The sequence below is a fragment of the Mycobacterium tilburgii genome, assembly GCF_902168065.1.
GTDB lineage: Bacteria > Actinomycetota > Actinomycetes > Mycobacteriales > Mycobacteriaceae > Mycobacterium > Mycobacterium tilburgii.
This window is the reverse complement of sequence record NZ_LR655691.1, coordinates 35,290-52,190: the sequence shown is the minus strand read 5'-3', so window position 1 is coordinate 52,190 and position 16,901 is coordinate 35,290. Positions and strand designations below refer to the sequence as shown.

Sequence of the window (16,901 nt, the reverse complement as noted above, 5' to 3'; positions counted from 1 at the left end):
ATGTGCCCATTCTCAGCCCCGCAATCACCCGGGACTCCCGTGTCTCTAAAATTGTCCGGGTACCACGCTAGCGCGCTAGCGTCATTGTGTGCATCCACGTGTTACCCGACTAACTTCCGCAAAACTTTATCTCTGTACCGACGCGCGGCGCGAGCGCGGCGATTTGGCCCAGTTCGCCGAGGCGGCGGTGGCGGGCGGAGTGGACATCATTCAGCTGCGTGACAAGGGGTCGCCCGGCGAGCAGCGGTTCGGGCCGCTCGAGGCCCGCGACGAGTTGGCCGCCTGCGAAATCCTCGCGGACGCGGCCCACCGGCACGGCGCGCTGTTCGCCGTCAACGATCGCGCCGACATCGCCCGCGCCGCCGGCGCCGACGTTCTGCACCTGGGCCAAGGCGACCTGTCGCCGGCCGTGGCCCGCGACATCGCCGGCCCGGACACGCTGATCGGTCTGTCCACGCATGACGCGGAACAGGTCGCGGCCGCCCGAATCGGCGCGGCCGGCGACGTCGACTACTTGTGCGTGGGGCCGTGCTGGCCGACGTTCACCAAACCCGGCCGAACCGCGCCGGGTCTGGGACTGATCCGCACCGCCGCGCAACAGAACCCCAGCGCCGACGGCGACAAGCCGTGGTTCGCGATCGGCGGCATCGATGCGCGGCGGCTGCCCGAGGTGCTGGACGCCGGCGCCCGGCGGATCGTGGTGGTGCGGGCGATCACCACGGCCGAGGACCCGCGCGCGGCGGCAGAAAAGCTCAGGTCAGCGCTTCTAGCAGCGAGCTGATCTGCGGGCTCAGCTGCGAGGGCGGCTCATCGGCCCGCAGCCGCGGGCCCGGCATGCACCAGACGAAGACGCCGGCTTCGATCTCGAGGGTGCGCGGCAGCTGCTGACGCCGTTCGTCGGTGTCCTCCAGTGGCACCCGCGCCTGCGCGGTGCGCAGCCGTTGCCAGCTCGCCGCGAAACCGGGGTGCAACAGCAGCTCGGCCACCTCGTCCTCGGCGACCCAACGCATTTCGGCGCTCTCCCGGTTGGGCACGGTGTGCAGCAACTCGCCAGCGTCGGCGACGACTGTGGTGTAGCTCCATTGGGTGCCGCCGCGCCCGGCGACCTCGGCGGTGACCACCGTGGCCCGCACCGCCAACCGCTCGACGGGCAGACCCGCCTCCTCGTGGGCCTCGCGAACCGCGGTATCCTCTGGGGTTTCGTGACTGTCCCGAGCGCCGCCCGGCAAACCCCAGGTGCCACCCTGATGGCTCCACATCGCCCGGTGTTGCAGCAGCACGGCAGGGGTGCCGTCGGGGCGGGGCGCCCGCAACAACAGACCGGCCGCGCCGTACCGACCCCAGTAGTGGGCGCCGCTGTCGGAGATCACCCAGCCGTCGCCGTCGCCTTGCACGCGTTCAGGATATGCAGGCGATCAGCGAACTTGGGTCTGCCTCCCCCATCAGTCCCGACATGCTCTTAGAATTTGCTTATACGCCTTCGAACAGTGCACTCCGGTGGCCGAAAGTTGAGGTCTGCAGACACGTGACGGTTGAGCTGGCGCATCCGTCGACCGAGCCGCTGGGGTCGCGGTCGCCGGGCGAACCGGCCCACCCTCGCTGGTGGTTCTTCTCGACGACCCCAGGACGCATCCTGACAATCGGCATTTTGCTGGCGGCACTCGGTGTGTCGAGCGCGTTCGCCACCTCGACGACCATCAACCATCGCCAGCAAGTGCTGACCACCGTGCTCAACCACACCGAGCCGCTGGCCTTTGCGGCCGGACGGCTCTACACCACGCTGTCGGTGGCCGACGCCGCGGCGGCCACCGCGTTCATCGCCCAGGCCGAGCCGTGGCCGGTGCGGCTGCGGTACGAGCAGGCCATCACCGATGCGGCGGTGGCCGTGACCCGGGCATCGAGTGGGCTGACCGATGAACCGTTGGTGCAGCTGCTCGGCAAGATCAACGCCGAGTTGGCCGTCTATACGGGGTTGATCGAGATCGCGCGGACCAACAACCGGGAGGGCAACCCGGTGGGGTCGTCGTATCTGTCGGAAGCCTCAGGTCTGATGCAGTCGACGATCCTGCCGGACGCCGCCCAGTTGTACCGGGCGACCTCGGAGCGGGTGGACACGGAAACCACTGCGTCCACGCACTTCCCGGCCCCGGTCATTCTGGTCGTCGCCACCACGGTGGCGTTCGGTCTGTTCTCGCATCGCTGGCTGGCCCGGCGGACCCGGCGCCGAATCAACCCGGGCCTGGTGGTGGGTGCTCTCGGTATTCTCGTCATGGTGGTCTGGGTCGGAACCGCGCTGACAATCTCCACGGCCGCCAGTCGAAGCGCAAAGGACACGGCGGCCGCGTCGCTGAAGACCGCGACCAACGTGGCGATCACCGCCCAGCAAGCCCGGGCCGACGAAACGCTGTCGCTGATTCGGCGCGGCGACGAGCAGATCCGCAAGCAGTCGTTCTATCAGCGCATCGACTACATGCACGAGCAGATCGACCACTACATGGCCCGCAACGACGCCGTCGACAAAGCCGATCTGCAAGGCGCCGACGAGCTGTTGGTGCGGTGGCGTCAGGCCAACGATCGCATCAACTCCTACATCTCGGTCGGCAACTACCGCGCCGCCACCCAGATCGCACTGGGCAGCGCCGAGGACGACTCGACCCCGGCGTTCGACAAACTCGAGGATCAGCTGGGCAAGGCGATGACGCAGAGCCGTACCCGCCTGCGCAACGACGTGGTCAACGCACGCAGCGGACTGTCCGGCGCCCAGGTCGGCGGCGTGGTGCTCAGCCTCGGCGCGGCCGTCGCGGTCGCCCTGGGCCTGTGGCCGCGGCTGAAAGAGTATCGATAATGAACCGCCCGCCCAGGACCCGCCGGGCGTGCGCCTACCTCGGGCCACTCGCCGCGGCGATGCTGCTGGCAAGTTGTGGGCACACCGAATCGCTGACCGTCGCCACGGCGCCCACGCTGCCGCCGCCCACCCCGGTCGGCATGCAGCAACTGCCGCCCCAGCCGCCGGACGCCGCCGGCCAGGAGGACTGCGACGCCACCGCCAGCCTGCGGCCGTTCGCCACCAAGTCCGAGGCCGACGCGGCCGTGGCAAACATCCGCGCCCGTGGCCGGTTGATCGTCGGCCTCGACATCGGCAGTAACCTGTTCAGCTTCCGTGACCCCATCACCGGCGAGATCACCGGCTTCGACGTGGATATCGCCGGGGAGATCGCGCGCGACATCTTCGGTGCGCCGTCGCATGTCGAGTACCGGATCCTGTCGTCGGACGAGCGCATCACCGCCCTGCAGCACTCCGAGGTCGACGTCGTCGTCAAGACGATGACCATCACCTGCGAGCGCCGCAAACTAGTCAACTTCACCACGGTCTACCTCGACGCCAATCAGCGCATCCTGGCGCCGCGTGATTCTCCGATCACCAAAGTAAGCGACCTGTCCGGCAAGCGGGTCTGCGTGGCCAGGGGCACCACGTCGTTGCACCGCATCCGCCAGATCGACCCACCTCCGATCATCGTCTCCGTCGTCAACTGGGCGGACTGCCTGGTCGCCATGCAGCAGCGGGAGATCGACGCCGTCAGCACCGACGATTCGATTCTTGCCGGGCTGGTCGAGGAAGACCCCTACCTGCACATCGTCGGACCGAACATGGCCACCCAGCCTTACGGCATCGGGATCAACCTGGACAACACGGGACTTGTCCGGTTCGTCAACGGCACACTGGAGCGCATCCGCCGCGACGGCACCTGGAACACGTTGTACCGCAAGTGGTTAACGGTTCTGGGTCCGGCGCCGGCGCCCCCTGTACCGAGGTATGTGAACTGATGTCTGAATCCGAACACGACGCCGAGGACATGGACCCCGGCACCCAGGACGCACAAACCGGCGCGACCACGGGCCGCATACACGCCACCCAGGCGCTGTTCCGTCCCGACTGGGACGACGATGACGACGACCTGCCTCACGTCGCGCTGGGCAACCTTAACAGCGAACCGCAAGACCGGATGACGGTCGCGACCCGCGTGCTGCCGCCCACCAGGCAGCTCGGTGGCGGGCTGGTGGAGATCCCGCGGGTCCGCGACATCGATCCGCTCGAGGCGCTGATGACCAATCCGGTGGTGCCGGAGAGCAAACGGTTCTGCAGGAACTGCGGCAAGCCGGTGGGCCGGTCGAGCGCCGAGGGTAAGGGCGCATCGGAGGGCAAGTGCCCGTCGTGCGGTAGTCCGTATTCGTTCCTGCCCCAGCTCAACGCCGGCGACATCGTCGCCAACCAGTACGAGGTCAAGGGCTGCATTGCGCACGGCGGGCTGGGCTGGGTGTACCTGGCCGTCGACCACAACGTCAACGACCGGCCGGTGGTGCTCAAAGGGCTGGTGCATTCTGGTGACGCCGAAGCGCAGGCTATCGCGATGGCCGAACGGAAATTCCTCGCCGAGGTCGTCCACCCGCAGATCGTGCAGATCTTCAACTTCGTCGAGCACACCGACCGGCACGGCAACCCGGTCGGCTACATCGTCATGGAGTACATCGGCGGTCGGTCACTCAAGCGGGGGAAGAAGGACAAAAAGCTGCCCGTCGCCGAAGCCATCGCCTACCTGCTGGAAATCCTGCCGGCGCTGAGCTATCTGCATTCGATCGGCTTGGTCTACAACGACCTCAAGCCGGAGAACATCATGCTCACCGAGGAGCAGCTGAAGCTGATCGACCTCGGCGCGGTCTCGCGGATCAACTCGTTCGGCTACCTCTACGGCACACCGGGCTATCAGGCACCGGAGATCGTGCGCACCGGGCCGACGATCGCCACCGACATCTACACGGTGGGCCGCACGTTGGCCGCGCTGACGCTGAATTTGCGCACCCGCAACGGACGCTACGTCGACGGGCTGCCCGAAGACGATCCGGTGCTATCCACCTACGACTCGTTCGGCCGGCTGCTGCGCCGCGCCATCGACCCGGACCCGCGGCGCCGGTTTACCTCCGCCGAGGAGATGTCCACGCAATTGATGGGCGTGCTGCGCGAAGTGGTCGCACAGGACTCCGGCGTGCCGCGGCCCGGGCTGTCGACACTGTTCAGCCCCAGCCGATCCACCTTCGGGGTGGATCTGTCGGTCGCGCACACCGATGTGTATCTCGACGGCCAGGTGCATTCGGAGAAGCTGACGGCGCGCGAGATCGTGACTGCGCTGTCGGTGCCGCTGGTCGATCCGACCGACGTCGCCGCCCCGGTGCTGCAGGCCACCGTGCTGTCTCAGCCGGTGCAGACCCTGGACTCGCTGCGTGCAGCGCGGCACGGTTCGCTGGCCGCCGAGGGTATCGACGTCTCGGAGTCCGTCGAGCTGCCGCTGATGGAAGTCCGCGCGCTGCTCGACCTAGGCGATGTGGCCAAGGCGACCCGCAAGCTCGACGACCTGGCCGAGCGGGTAGGGTGGCGCTGGCGGCTTGTTTGGTTCCGCGCCGTCGCCGAATTGCTCACCGGCGACTACGATTCCGTGATCAAGCATTTCACCGAGGTGCTCGACATCTTCCCCGGCGAACTGGCGCCGAAGCTGGCGTTGGCCGCGACCGGCGAGCTCGCCGGCAACGTCGACGTGAACAAGTTCTACGAAACGGTGTGGCGCACCAACGACGGCGTGATCTCGGCGGCGTTCGGGTTGGCGAGATCCCTTTCCGCGGCGGGAGATCGGATGCGTGCGGTGCGCACCCTCGACGAGGTCCCGCCGACGTCTCGGCATTTCACCACCGCCCGGCTGACGAGCGCCGTGACGCTGCTGTCCGGCCGATCGAGCAGCGAGATCACCGAGGAGCAGATTCGCGACGCCGCCCGGCGAGTCGAGGCGCTGCCGCCCACCGAGCCGCGGGTGCTGCAGATCCGCGCGCTGGTCCTGGGCGCCGCGATGGACTGGCTGCAGGACAACCAGGCCAGCACCAACCACATCCTCGGCTTCCCGTTCACCCAGCACGGGTTGCGGCTGGGTGTGGAGGCGTCGTTGCGTAGCTTGGCCCGGGTTGCGCCGACGCAGCGGCACCGCTACACGCTGGTCGACATGGCCAATAAGGTGCGCCCAACCAGCACCTTCTAGGTGTGCGGCCCTGTGCGTCTGCGACGTTGAGTGTGCTCTCGCGGCGGCGACACGCCCGCACACCCCGCCGCCAGTGCACACTCAAAACCGTTGCTGCACACTCGAGGCGGCGAGAGCAGCACGAACCCGCCTCACGATCGCGGCGGGCCGGTTCTCAGCCACCACCCGAACGACCGTCCAGCCCAGCTGCTCGACGGTTTCCAGCCGGCGGATGTCCTTGAGATATTGCCGTCGATCCGTTTGATGCTGCTCGCCGTCGTATTCCACCCCTACCATGCAGTCCTCCCAGCCCAAATCGAGGTAGGCCACCAGCATGCCGTCCACCCCGACGACCGGGATCTGAGTCCGCGGCCGCGGCAGACCCGCGTCGATCAGCAGCAACCGCAGATAGTTCTCGCGCGGCGACTGAGCGCCCGCATCAACCAGCTCTAGCGACTCGAGGCGGCGCAGCCCCGGTGAGCGCAGGTGATCGCTCGCGACGCGAAGCGCGTCGTCTACCTTGACACCCGTTGCCTGCGCAAGCGTATTCAACCGGACCATCGCAATCGAATCGCCCCGCGACGGACGATGTTGAAGGCCGTCCGCTCCGGCGTGGTGACGTGCAGCCCACCGACGACCTGAATTCGTTGTCCAGCAGCGTATCCCGTCTCGAGAGGATACCGTGGGGAGCGCGTGTGCTGGCATGGAGCAGTTCGATCGGGACGCCGTCGGGGATCCACCTGCGTCGTGCCATGCCGCAGCGGCGGACCCCGCGACGATGCCGCGACGCCTCGACCACAGCCAGGCCGCGACCGTGCGCGACTGAAGCGACGCCTCGACGTGCCGGGACAGATAGACGTTGGAGAACACCGCGCGGTAGCGCGTGCGCAAATTGAGGCCAGTTCAGGACGCCGGACGCCGATGCCTCGCTGCCGATGAACGGCTGACTCAGATCCCACATGACGGGAACCCTGGCACAGCGGTCCCGACCGTGAATTCAGTTATGCACAGGGGCGTTGCGTGTGCGTGTGCGGCGGCGACACGCCGATGCGCCCCGCCCTGGACAAAACATTCAACGCCGCAAGTGCACACTCAAGCGGGGTCAGCCGGCCAGGAGGTTCGCGCAGTCACGGGCAATGGCGAGTTCTTCGTTCGTCGGGATCATCAGCACGGCGATCGGCGAATCGTCGGCAGAGATCCGCGACGCGCGGTTGGCGGCCGAGAGGTTGCGGCCCTCGTCGAGGACGATACCCAGCCGATCCAGCCCGGCCATCGCGTCGCGGCGCACCGCTGCATCGTTTTCGCCGATGCCCCCGGTGAAGGTGATGACATCGGTGCTGCCCAGCACTGCCAGATAAGCCCCGATGTACTTGCGCGGCCGGTGGATGAACACGTCGTAGGCCAATCGTGCTGCGCTGTCACCGGATTCGATCATCGCGTGCAGCTTGCGGAAATCACGCTCATCGACCAGCCACAGACACCGGAGCGATTGTTGAGCATCGACTCGACCGCGTCGACATCCATGTGCGCGGTGCGCCGCAGGTAACTGATGACACCCGGGTCCACGTCGCCGCTGCGGGTGCCCATCATCAGCCCCTCCAGCGGGGTCAGGCCCATCGAGGTGTCCACCGGCCGGCCGGCGGCGATCGCCGACGCCGACGCGCCGTTGCCCAGGTGCAGGACGATCTGGTTCAGCTCGTCCAACGGTTGGTGCAGGAACGCGGCCGCCTGCTGGCTCACATACTCATGCGACGTGCCGTGAAACCCGTAACGGCGGATCTGATATCGCTCGGCCACGTCCCGGTCCAACGCATAGGTCGCGGCCGCGGGCGGCAGGTCATGGAAGAACGCCATGTCGAACACGGCGATGTGAACGACGTCCGGCAGCAGTTGGCGTGCCACCTTGATGCCCTCGATCGCCGGGGGATTGTGCAGCGGGGCGAGTTGCGACAACTTCTCGAGATCGACGATCCGCGCATCGTCGATGAGCGTCGGACGATAGAACTCCTTGCCGTCGTGCACAACCCGGTGTCCGACTCGCCAGCAGTCCGCCCGAGCGCAGGTCAACCCCGGATTCGCGCATCTGCTCGAACGCCAGACGCAACGCCTCCTCGTGGGAAGCCACCCGCGATGACGGTTCGCCGATCTGCTGGATGCCGCTACCGGCCTACGCAACGCCGGATTCCGGATCGACCAGCTGATACTTCAGCGACGATGGCCCCGAATTGATCACCAGCACAGGGCGGTTGGCGCGATCAGTCATGGCCGACGCCCTGCGCCTGGATAGCGGTGATCGCAATGGTGTTGACGATGTCTTCAATCAGCGCACCGCGGGACAGATCGTTCACCGGCTTACGCAGACCCTGTAGCACCGGTCCGATCGCGATGGCCCCAGCACTGCGCTGCACCGCCTTGTAGGTGTTGTTGCCGGTATTGAGGTTGGGAAAAATCAGCACCGTCGCGTGACCGGCCACCGGCGAGCAGCGCCCCACTTCCCGAATCGCCGGTGGAATAGGACAGCAGCGCCACCCTCGGCTCGATGCCGAACCACGCGGCGGTGCGCGCCGAGCTGATCGCGATATCGGCGAGCTGTTCGGGTGCGGGGTCCGAGACGATCGCGCAGTCACCGTAGACGAGCACCCGATCGGGCAGGAACATCAGGAAGATGCTCGACACGGTCGAGACGTCCAGGACGGTCCGGATGATCTCGAACGCCGGGCGCACCGTATGGGCGGTGGTGTGGGCGGCACCGGACACCGTGCCGTTGTAGAACAGCATGGTGCCAAAATACGAGACGTCATGCATGAACTCGTGGGCATGCTCTAAGGTGATATCTTTGGCTTTACGCAGCTCCGCGTATCTGCAGGCGAACTGGTTGCACAAGTCCTCGTCGTACGGATCGAGGATCGTCGCATCGTGCATGCGACACCGAGTTCTGCTGAGCGTAAACGGATTCGGCCCTCATCGCCCAAAATGGTCAGGTCGACGATGCGGCGTTTGAGCACCCGACCGGCGGCCTTGAGGATTCGGTCGTCGTCGCCTTCGGGCAGCATGATGTGCCGGCAGTCCGCCCGCGCCATCTGGGTCAACCGATAAGTTAACATCTGCGGAGTCGTCACCGTCGGGATAGGAATGGCAAGCTGGGCAACGAGCTCGGTGATGTCGAAGTGATGCTCCATCAACTCCAGCGCGGTGTAGATCTTGCGTTGCGAGCCAGCGGTGACCCGCCCCCGCCAGGAACGCCGCGTTGGCCGTGTCGTAGGTCCCCGGGTCGTTCCCGATGATTGGCAGGCGCAGCCTAAGCCCGGCGACCAGCGCCGCGATCGACGGGTGCAGCTGGAAGCCACCGTTGAACACGATGCACGCCAGCGATGGAAACCCTTCGGCCGCATGGGAACTCGCGGCGGCTAGCACGACGTCGGAGCGGTCGCCCAGGGTGATCACCGTCATGCCGTCGCGCAACCGCTCCAGCACGTGGTCGGCCGTCATACCGGCCACCAGCACGCCCATCGCCTCACGCTCGACCAACTCGGTGTCCCCGCTGACCAGCGTCCCGCGTACGGCCTGCCGCAGCTCCTCCACGGTCGGCGCCGCGAGCACCGGATCGTCCGGCATCACATAGCTGGGTGGGCTCTAATCTGCCGAGCGCTTCGGCGGCCACGCTCATCTCGGCTGGCTCGCACCGACTGGCCACCATTGCCGCAGTGTGCGCGCGCTGGGTGGCCAGTTCGGCCAGAGACACCCCGACGACCGTCGCGGTCTGCTCGGCCGAACGCCCTTTCGCGCGCACCGCCAGCAGCACGGGGGCACCGAGATTAACCGCGATGCGCGGCATTGACCGAAAGCTCGGCGGGCGTGGTGACATCGGTGTAGTCGCTGCCGACGATCACCACCGCATCACAGGCCTGCGCCATGGCGTGATACGCATCGACGATGTTGGCGAGCGCGGCGTCGATCTCGGCATGGATGTCCTGGTAGGTGGCGCCCACGCACTGCTCGTAGGACAGGTCCGCGGTGGTACGCGTCAGCAGCAGCTCCAAGATGTAGTGGCGCTGCTCCGGCGACCCACCGACACCGGAAACCCGCTTAATCGGCTGGAACCCACCAACTTTGGCGACCGTTGCGGTCAACCGATTCAGCAATCCCAACGCGATCGTCGATTTGCCGGTCTCCGGCTCGGGCGCCGCGATGTAGATCGCCGAAGCGGCTGGCGCGGTGTCAGGCAAGTCGTCGCAACCTGGGCGCCAGGTCCTTCTCGAAGAGGGTGAGGAACCGGCGCTGATCGTGTCCTGGTGCGTGGAACACCAAATGGTTGAGGCCCCATTCCACGTATTGCCCGACCTTTTCGACGGCCTCGTCGGGGTCCGAGGAGACGATCCACCGCTTGGCGACCTGTTCGATCGGCAGCTCGTCGGCGGCTTTCTCCATCTCGAGCGGGTCGTGGATGCTGGTCTTCTGTTCGGCCGTCAGGGACAGCGGTGCCCAGAACCGGCAGTTTTCCAGCGCCCGCTCGGGATCGGTGTCGTAGGAGATCTTGATCTCGATCATCCGGTCGATGTCATCAGGATTTTTGCCCGCCGCTTCGGCGCCCTCCCGCATCGCGGGAATGAGCTTGTCTTTATACAGCTCCTCCCCCTTGCCGGAGGTGCAGATGGAGCCGTCACCGGCGCGGCCGGCGTACTTGGCGACCTGCGGACCACCCGCCGCGATGTAGATGGGGATGCCGCCCTCGGGCACGTCATAGATGGAAGCGCCCTTGGTGTGGTAATATTCGCCCTCGAAGTCGACCCGATCGCCCAGCCACAGCTCACGCATCAGCCGCACCGACTCGCGGAGCCGGGCGTAGCGCTCCTTGAACTCCGGCCATTCGCCCTCGTACCCGGTGGCGATCTCATTGAGCGATTCCCCGGTCCCGACACCGAGGAAGATGCGGTCCGGGTAGAGGCAGCCCATCGTCGCGAACGCCTGCGCGATGACGGCGGGGTTGTAGCGGAACGTCGGGGTGAGCACCGACGTCCCCAGCTGGAGTCGTTTGGTGCGCTCGCCGACGGCGGTCATCCACGCCAGCGAGAGCGGGGCGTGCCCGCCCTCGTGCCGCCAGGGTTGAAAATGATCGCTGACCGTAGCGCTGTCCATGCCGTGTTCTTCGGCGGCCACAGTAAGTTCGACGAGCTCACGCGGAGCAAATTGTTCAGCGGACGCCTTATATCCAAGCTTCAGTTCGGCCACTCGTTCTTTGTACTCCAATATTCTTTGTACTCCATACGTTGTCAGTCGCGACCCGCGACGTCCGGATCTCGAAGCGCCGCGCGCGGCTTTGCCGAACCTGCGATCGCTTTAGACTCGCCCGCATGGGAACGGCGCGAGCTCTTGTCCAAGTCACCGACAGCGTTCACCTCGTCGAGGGTGAGGCGGTCAACTGGACACTGGTCACCGATTACACCGGCGTGCTGCTGATCGACGCGGGCTATCCCGGCGACCGCGAAGCGGTGCTGTCTTCGCTGCGCCGGCTCGGCCACGGCCCTGGCGACGTGCGCGCCATCCTCCTCACCCATGCCCACATCGACCACCTGGGCTCGGCCATCTGGTTTGCCACGGAGCACGGCACACCGGTCTACTGCCACGCCGATGAAGTCGGCCACGCCAAGCGCGAATACCTCGAGCAGGTGTCGCCCGTCGATCTCGCGCTGCGGCTCTGGCGACCGCGCTGGGCGGTGTGGACCGCTCACGTGGTGCGCAGCGGCGGCCTGTTACGCGACGGCATCCCGACCACCAAGCCGCTGACACCCGAGAGCGCCGCGGCGCTGCCTGGACACCCGCGGCCGGTGTTCAGCCCCGGCCACACCCACGGTCATTACTCGTACCTGGTCGACAATGTGTTGGTCAGCGGCGACGCGCTGATCACCGGGCACCCGTTGATCCGTCATGACGGGCCGCAGCTGCTGCCGGCGATCTTCAGTTACAGCCAGGAGGACTGTATCCGCACTCTTTCCGCGCTGGCGCTGTTGGAGACCGAGCTCCTGGCGCCCGGGCACGGTCCGTTGTGGCGCGGCCCGATCCGCGAAGCCACCGACGCGGCGCTGGCGAAGGCGTCGAAACAAGCGAGTGTTCGGTGACGGCCGCCAAGTCGGTCGCACTGTTCGCCCTGGCGGCGCTGCTCGAGATCGGCGGCGCCTGGCTGGTGTGACAGGGCATCCGCGACACCGCGGCTGGGTGTGGGCGGGCTGGGGCGTCGTCGCCCTCGGCGCCTACGGCTTCGTCGCCACCTTGCAGCCTGACTCCCATTTCGGTCGGGTCCTGGCAACGTACGGGGGCGTCTTCGTGGCGGGCTCACTGTTGTGGGGCATGGCTTTTGACCGGTTTCGGCCCGACCGCTGGGATGTCGCCGGCGCGTTTGATATGCCTGATCGGCGTGGCGGTGATCATGTACGCGCCGCGAACTCGCTGAGCCCAAAATGATCTCGCAGATTTTCGCCGACGCACTCAGTGTGATAGGCGCCGCGTTCCTGTAGTAGCGGTACCACCCGGTCGACGAACTCGTCGAAACCGTGCGGCGTCAAATACGGCACCAGGATGAACCCGTCGCAGGCGTCGGCCTGGATGTATTCGTCGATCTCGTCGGCGATTCGGGCGGCGGTGCCGACGAACTGCTCCCGGCTGGTGACGGTGATGATCAGCTCTCGGATCGAGAGGGTTTCTGCCTCGACGCGCTGCCGCCAATGGGTCGCGACCGCGACGGGGTCGACGTGGCGTACCCGGCCCTGGGTGATGTCGCTGTCTACGACCGGATCGAACTCGGGCAGCGGACCGTCCGGGTCGAAATCAATAGAGTTCACGCCCCCACACCTGTTCGAGCATGGCGATTGCGGTGGCACCGCTGACCTGATGATGACGTGGCGAATTGTCTTGCCACCTTGAATGGTTCGTTGAAGGTGGTGTTGATCGTTTCGGTCAGGACGATCCGATCGGTGACACCGGCCAGCGCCGACAGCACGGTGAACGTGTCCGGCTGTCCCACCACGTCGAGGTCGTAGATGCGTCCGCGGTGCTCGCGCAGCCGCAGGCCATCGGCGAGGAAGAAGAGGTCGAAAATTCCCCGTTCGGCGGTGCGGGCGAGGTGGACGAACGAATCTAATTCGATCTGGCTGCCCACTCCCGCGCGATCAGCTCGTGCGAGCGCAACCGGTCCTTGTGGCGATGGGTCACCGAGGTGATGACCAGTTCGTCGGCGCCGGTGACCCGCTGCAACGCCCGCAACCACTCGGCAACCTCACCCGAGGTTCCCACTAATTGCGTTGCTGTCCAATCCTTTACCAGGACCAGCTGCTCTTCGGTCAGTGGCGGACAGTTTCCGGGTTCGGGGTAGGACATGGCGCCGACACCGGTTCGTATCGAGTAGACCCAGTAGCCGTACCCGGCGGCCAGCCGTTGGGCGGTGTCGCTGTCGTCGGCGACGACGATGTCCGCCGACACCACCACGTAGAGTCGCGCTAGCGCCGCCGACGGCACAAACGTCTCGCGGTAGGCCTCGACGCTTCCAGAGCGGTGGCGGGCGTGATGTGGTAGCTCGCGACGAACGACAGCCCCCGCACCCCGACCACCCGCGCACTTTGACCCCGGTGCTGCCAAAGACCCGAGGCCGCAAGCTACTTCCTTCTCCATGCACCGCGTGCACGTCGAATTTTCCCGCGCGGTACGTGCCGTCGAGCAGGGCCAGTATGCCGTCGTTGTGTCGGCTTCTTCGGCTTGTGCTGTTCGGCGCGTCGCTGCCCGGACCGTCCGACCCCCAGATCGATGCGCCCCGGGTAGAAAGCTTCGGGCATGCCGAAACTCTCGACCACCGCGATGGTGGTGGTGTAGCCCAGTTGCACAGCCGCGGCGCCAACTCGAATCGTGTTGGTAGCGGCCGCGATCTATCCGATCAGCACCGCCGGCGCGGCGCTGGCGACGGCCACGAAGTGCTGCTCGGCGACCCAGTAACGCCGAAAGCCCCAGGCCTCGGTGCATTAGGCTGGCCGGACAGGGCGCAAACGCCACGCTGCCGCCGATGACCACCACCAACGCTGGACCGGTCATCGGCGAGTCGGGTGCGGCGCCGCAGCTGTCCCAGCAACTCAAGAGTCTCAACGACCCGACGCCCAAGAATCCGATGGGCAGGACACGGCTCAATTCATCACTGCCGCAGCCAATATCAGTGACTGCGAGCGGGCGGGAACACGACACACCGCTGCCAGGTTCCGTAGGGCTGAACTGGTCCGTCGCACTTGCTGAACGCGACTCCGGCCGAACTGGCAACCCGCGTTGGCCGGCGGTGCTAAGGCGAGTAGCGCGCCGACCGTGAGGCCGCCCGCCAGTCCTGCAACGACGAATTGTTTCATGGCTATCGGAACACTACCGTTGATTGTGAGTTTGCGGGTGGCGATGGCCCGCGCCGACTCCGTGAACGCGCGACACCGCGCGAGGCGACGTTATTAGGGTGGGTATGCGCTACGGAGAAAGCCAGAAGGATCTGCAGACCTGAAAGAGGCTGGAGAGAAGGGGGGGGGGTCGAAGTCCAGCTCAACGCGATAGTCGACGACGTATACTACATGGGCATCACGATCAAGGAGAAGGACGGCACCAAGCGCCGCATCGAATGCGCCTGCAAGGTGTGAGCGGCCGGCGTGCAAGCCAGCGCGCTGGGCAAGATCCTCGCCGACCAGTCCGACTGCACCGAGATCGACCGGGCCGGACGGGTGGTGGTCGAGCCCGACCTGACCATCAAGGGACACCCGAACATCTTCGTCGTCGGTGACCTGATGTCGGTGCCCAACGTGCCCGGGATGGCCCAGGGCGCACACTATGCCACCTACCGAATCAAAGCCATGGTCAAGGGCACAGACAACCCGGCCACCCACAAGCCGTTCAGCTACTTCGACAAGGGCAGCATGGCCACCATCTCCCGGTTCAGCGCCGTCGCGCAGGTCGGCAAGCTGGAATTCGGCGGCTTCATCGCCTGGCTGGCCTGGCTGGGGTTGCACCTGCTTTACCTGGTCGGCCTCAAGAACCGGTTCACCGCCGTCGTCGCCTGGTTCACCACCTTCCTGGGCGATGGCCGAAGCCAGATGGCCATCATCACTCAGATGATCTACGCCAGGGTGGTGACCCGGAACTGGATGTAAGCACTCACCCAGGCCGAACAAGCCGAAAAGCAGGCCGCCAGTTAGCTCAGGGCCTGGTCGATGTCGGCGATCAGATCGTCGGTGTTCTCCAGACCGACCGAGATGCGGACCACGCCGTCACCGAGCCCGATCGCGGCGCGACCCTCCGGCCCCATCGCCCGGTGCGTCGTCGTAGCCGGGTGTGTGACAAGCGATTTCACGTCGCCCAAGTTGTTGGATATGTCGATTATCCGCAGCTTGTCCAGCACCTGGAAGACCCGGTCCTTGACGACGGCGGCGTCCGCGTCCAGCTCGAAAGTGAGAACCGTTCCGCCACCGGACATCTGGCGTTTCGCCAGGACGTGTTGCGGGTGGGACGACAGATACGGGTAGCGCACCCACCGCACCGCCGGATTCTCCTCGAGGAACTCCGCAATCCGATGTGCCGAGGCGTTGCTGTACTCCACCCGAACCGCCAGTGTCTCAAGGCCTTTCAGCAGCACCCAGGCGTTGAACGCACTCATCGAGGGGCCGGTGTGGCGCATCAGCTTTTTCACCGGACCGTCGATGTACTCCTGGTCGCCGAGGATGGCGCCGCCCAGCACCCGGCCCTGACCGTCGATGTGCTTGGTGGCGGAATACACCACGACATCCACCCCCAGCGGAAAGCTCTGCTGCAGTAGTGGAGTGGCAAAGACGTTGTCCAACAACACCTTTGCTCCCGCGGCGTGCGCCATTTCGGTCACCGCGGCGATGTCCACCAACGACTGCATCGGATTGGACGGCGTCTCGAAGAACACCGCCTGGGTGGGCACCGACAACGCCTGCTCCCACTGGGTGAGATCGTCGCCATCGACGAAGACCGTCTTCACGCCCCAGCGCGGCAAAATCTCGTTGCAAACCACGAAACATGACCCGAACAGGCTGCGCGCGGCCACCAACCGATCGCCGGCACCCAGCAGCGCGCCCAGCGAGGTGAACACCGCGGCCATGCCGCTGGCCGTCGCGAACGCCGCCGGCGCGCCCTCGATCAGCCGCAGCCGTTCCTCGAACATCGACACGGTGGGATTGCCGTAGCGCGAGTACACGTAGCGGTCGATATCCCCCGAGAACGACTGCTCGGCCTCCGCCGCGGACGGATAGACATAGCCGGAACTTAAGAACATCCCCTCGGCGGTCTCGTCAAATGCCGACCGCAATAGTCCCCCGCGCACGCCGATCGTGGCTTGGCCTACACCGTCGGGAAGGACCTTCGAAATGCGCACCGAAGGCTTGTCGGTCATTGTTGTTTCATCCCTGCTTCCATGGCAATCCGACTGCACGCCAACCGGTTTCACCACGATGCCCCTGCTCGTCAAGGTGCCCCTCGAAACCGTCCAGCACGTTGTAGGACGGCGTGATACCCGCCTCGGTCGCGACCTCGGCCGCGCCGATCGAGCGGTTGCCGGAACGACACAGGAACACTACCGGGCCCGCCTCGGACCCAACCCGCTCCTTCAGTTCGGCCAAGAAGTTCTGGTTGGGCTGACCGGCCGCCGTGGTCCACTCGATGAAGACCGGGTCGCGGCCGAGACTGGACAGATCGGGCACTCCGACGAACCGCCATTCAGCCTCGGTGCGCACGTCCACCAGCACCGCCTGCGGGTTGTCGCTGAGCAACCTCCAGGCCTCGCGCGGTGTGATGTCTCCTGCGTAGCTCATC

General features: G+C 66.1%; 9 protein-coding genes and 8 pseudogenes. 7 read left to right on the top strand and 10 right to left on the bottom strand.

Features of this window, described 5'->3' with window-relative positions:
- The first annotated feature begins 88 nt into the window (after positions 1-88).
- Positions 89-781: a thiamine phosphate synthase gene (gene thiE / locus FQ389_RS02280; RefSeq protein WP_144205943.1), complete on the top strand. Its 693-nt coding sequence runs from the start codon at positions 89-91 to the stop codon at positions 779-781.
- Here the strand turns inward: thiE and FQ389_RS02285 are convergent.
- Positions 753-1,394 (bottom strand): NUDIX hydrolase, encoded by a 642-nt coding sequence (locus tag FQ389_RS02285; RefSeq protein ID WP_144205942.1) that lies wholly within the window; start codon positions 1,392-1,394, stop codon positions 753-755. The two genes, thiE and FQ389_RS02285, sit on opposite strands and share 29 nt — an antisense overlap.
- 131 nt (positions 1,395-1,525) lie before the next feature.
- On the opposite strand from FQ389_RS02285, the gene glnX reads away from it, so the two are divergent.
- From glnX to FQ389_RS02300, 3 genes are read left to right on the top strand one after another with little or no spacing between them, the layout of a single operon-like run.
- Complete coding sequence (gene glnX / locus FQ389_RS02290) at positions 1,526-2,845, top strand: protein kinase G-activating protein GlnX (protein ID WP_144205941.1); 1,320 nt, start codon at positions 1,526-1,528, stop codon at positions 2,843-2,845.
- Positions 2,845-3,825 carry a glutamate ABC transporter substrate-binding protein gene (locus tag FQ389_RS02295; protein WP_144205940.1) on the top strand — a complete coding sequence of 327 codons (981 nt, stop codon included), beginning with the start codon at positions 2,845-2,847 and terminating at the stop codon, positions 3,823-3,825. The genes glnX and FQ389_RS02295 overlap by 1 nt, the downstream gene beginning before the upstream one ends.
- On the top strand, positions 3,825-6,080 hold the full coding sequence (locus FQ389_RS02300; RefSeq protein ID WP_144205939.1) for a serine/threonine-protein kinase PknG: 2,256 nt from the start codon (positions 3,825-3,827) through the stop codon (positions 6,078-6,080). The genes FQ389_RS02295 and FQ389_RS02300 overlap by 1 nt, the downstream gene beginning before the upstream one ends.
- A gap of 81 nt (positions 6,081-6,161) precedes the next feature.
- Here the strand turns inward: FQ389_RS02300 and FQ389_RS02305 are convergent.
- The 4 genes and pseudogenes from FQ389_RS02305 to fgd all read right to left on the bottom strand — a co-directional run bounded on the left by FQ389_RS02305 (position 6,162) and on the right by fgd (position 11,288).
- Positions 6,162-7,020 (bottom strand): annotated as a pseudogene (locus FQ389_RS02305) (hypothetical protein).
- A gap of 141 nt (positions 7,021-7,161) precedes the next feature.
- Positions 7,162-8,322 (bottom strand): annotated as a pseudogene (locus FQ389_RS02310) (acetate kinase).
- Positions 8,315-10,285 (bottom strand): annotated as a pseudogene (pta, locus tag FQ389_RS02315) (phosphate acetyltransferase). The pseudogenes FQ389_RS02310 and pta overlap by 8 nt, the downstream one beginning before the upstream one ends.
- Positions 10,278-11,288 (bottom strand): glucose-6-phosphate dehydrogenase (coenzyme-F420), encoded by a 1,011-nt coding sequence (gene fgd, locus FQ389_RS02320; RefSeq protein ID WP_144205938.1) that lies wholly within the window; start codon positions 11,286-11,288, stop codon positions 10,278-10,280. Before fgd ends, pta begins: the two are co-directional and overlap by 8 nt.
- 122 nt (positions 11,289-11,410) lie before the next feature.
- On the opposite strand from fgd, the gene FQ389_RS02325 reads away from it, so the two are divergent.
- Together FQ389_RS02325 and FQ389_RS02330 are read left to right on the top strand one after the other, a co-directional pair.
- Entirely contained in the window at positions 11,411-12,175 is a 765-nt protein-coding gene (locus tag FQ389_RS02325) for an MBL fold metallo-hydrolase (protein ID WP_144205937.1), read from the top strand.
- Positions 12,172-12,507, top strand: a pseudogene (locus FQ389_RS02330) (YnfA family protein). Before FQ389_RS02325 ends, FQ389_RS02330 begins: the two are co-directional and overlap by 4 nt.
- Here FQ389_RS02330 and FQ389_RS02335 read toward each other — a convergent pair.
- From FQ389_RS02335 to FQ389_RS23030, 3 pseudogenes are all read right to left on the bottom strand, one after another.
- A pseudogene (locus tag FQ389_RS02335) lies at positions 12,482-13,212 on the bottom strand (LLM class flavin-dependent oxidoreductase). The pseudogenes FQ389_RS02330 and FQ389_RS02335 overlap by 26 nt on opposite strands.
- A pseudogene (locus FQ389_RS18720) lies at positions 13,191-14,059 on the bottom strand (MsnO8 family LLM class oxidoreductase); the annotation flags it as partial. The pseudogenes FQ389_RS18720 and FQ389_RS02335, both read right to left, overlap by 22 nt.
- 218 nt (positions 14,060-14,277) lie before the next feature.
- Positions 14,278-14,437, bottom strand: a pseudogene (locus FQ389_RS23030) (CDGP domain-containing protein); the annotation flags it as partial.
- 168 nt (positions 14,438-14,605) lie between these two features.
- Here FQ389_RS23030 and FQ389_RS02345 point away from each other — a divergent pair.
- Positions 14,606-15,220: pseudogene (locus FQ389_RS02345) on the top strand (NAD(P)/FAD-dependent oxidoreductase); the annotation flags it as partial.
- Between the two features lie 41 nt (positions 15,221-15,261).
- Here the strand turns inward: FQ389_RS02345 and FQ389_RS02350 are convergent.
- Positions 15,262-16,482: an O-succinylhomoserine sulfhydrylase gene (locus FQ389_RS02350; RefSeq protein ID WP_144205936.1), complete on the bottom strand. Its 1,221-nt coding sequence runs from the start codon at positions 16,480-16,482 to the stop codon at positions 15,262-15,264.
- Between the two features lie 7 nt (positions 16,483-16,489).
- Complete coding sequence (locus FQ389_RS02355) at positions 16,490-16,900, bottom strand: rhodanese-like domain-containing protein (RefSeq protein WP_144205935.1); 411 nt, start codon at positions 16,898-16,900, stop codon at positions 16,490-16,492.
- Position 16,901 lies beyond the last annotated feature (1 nt).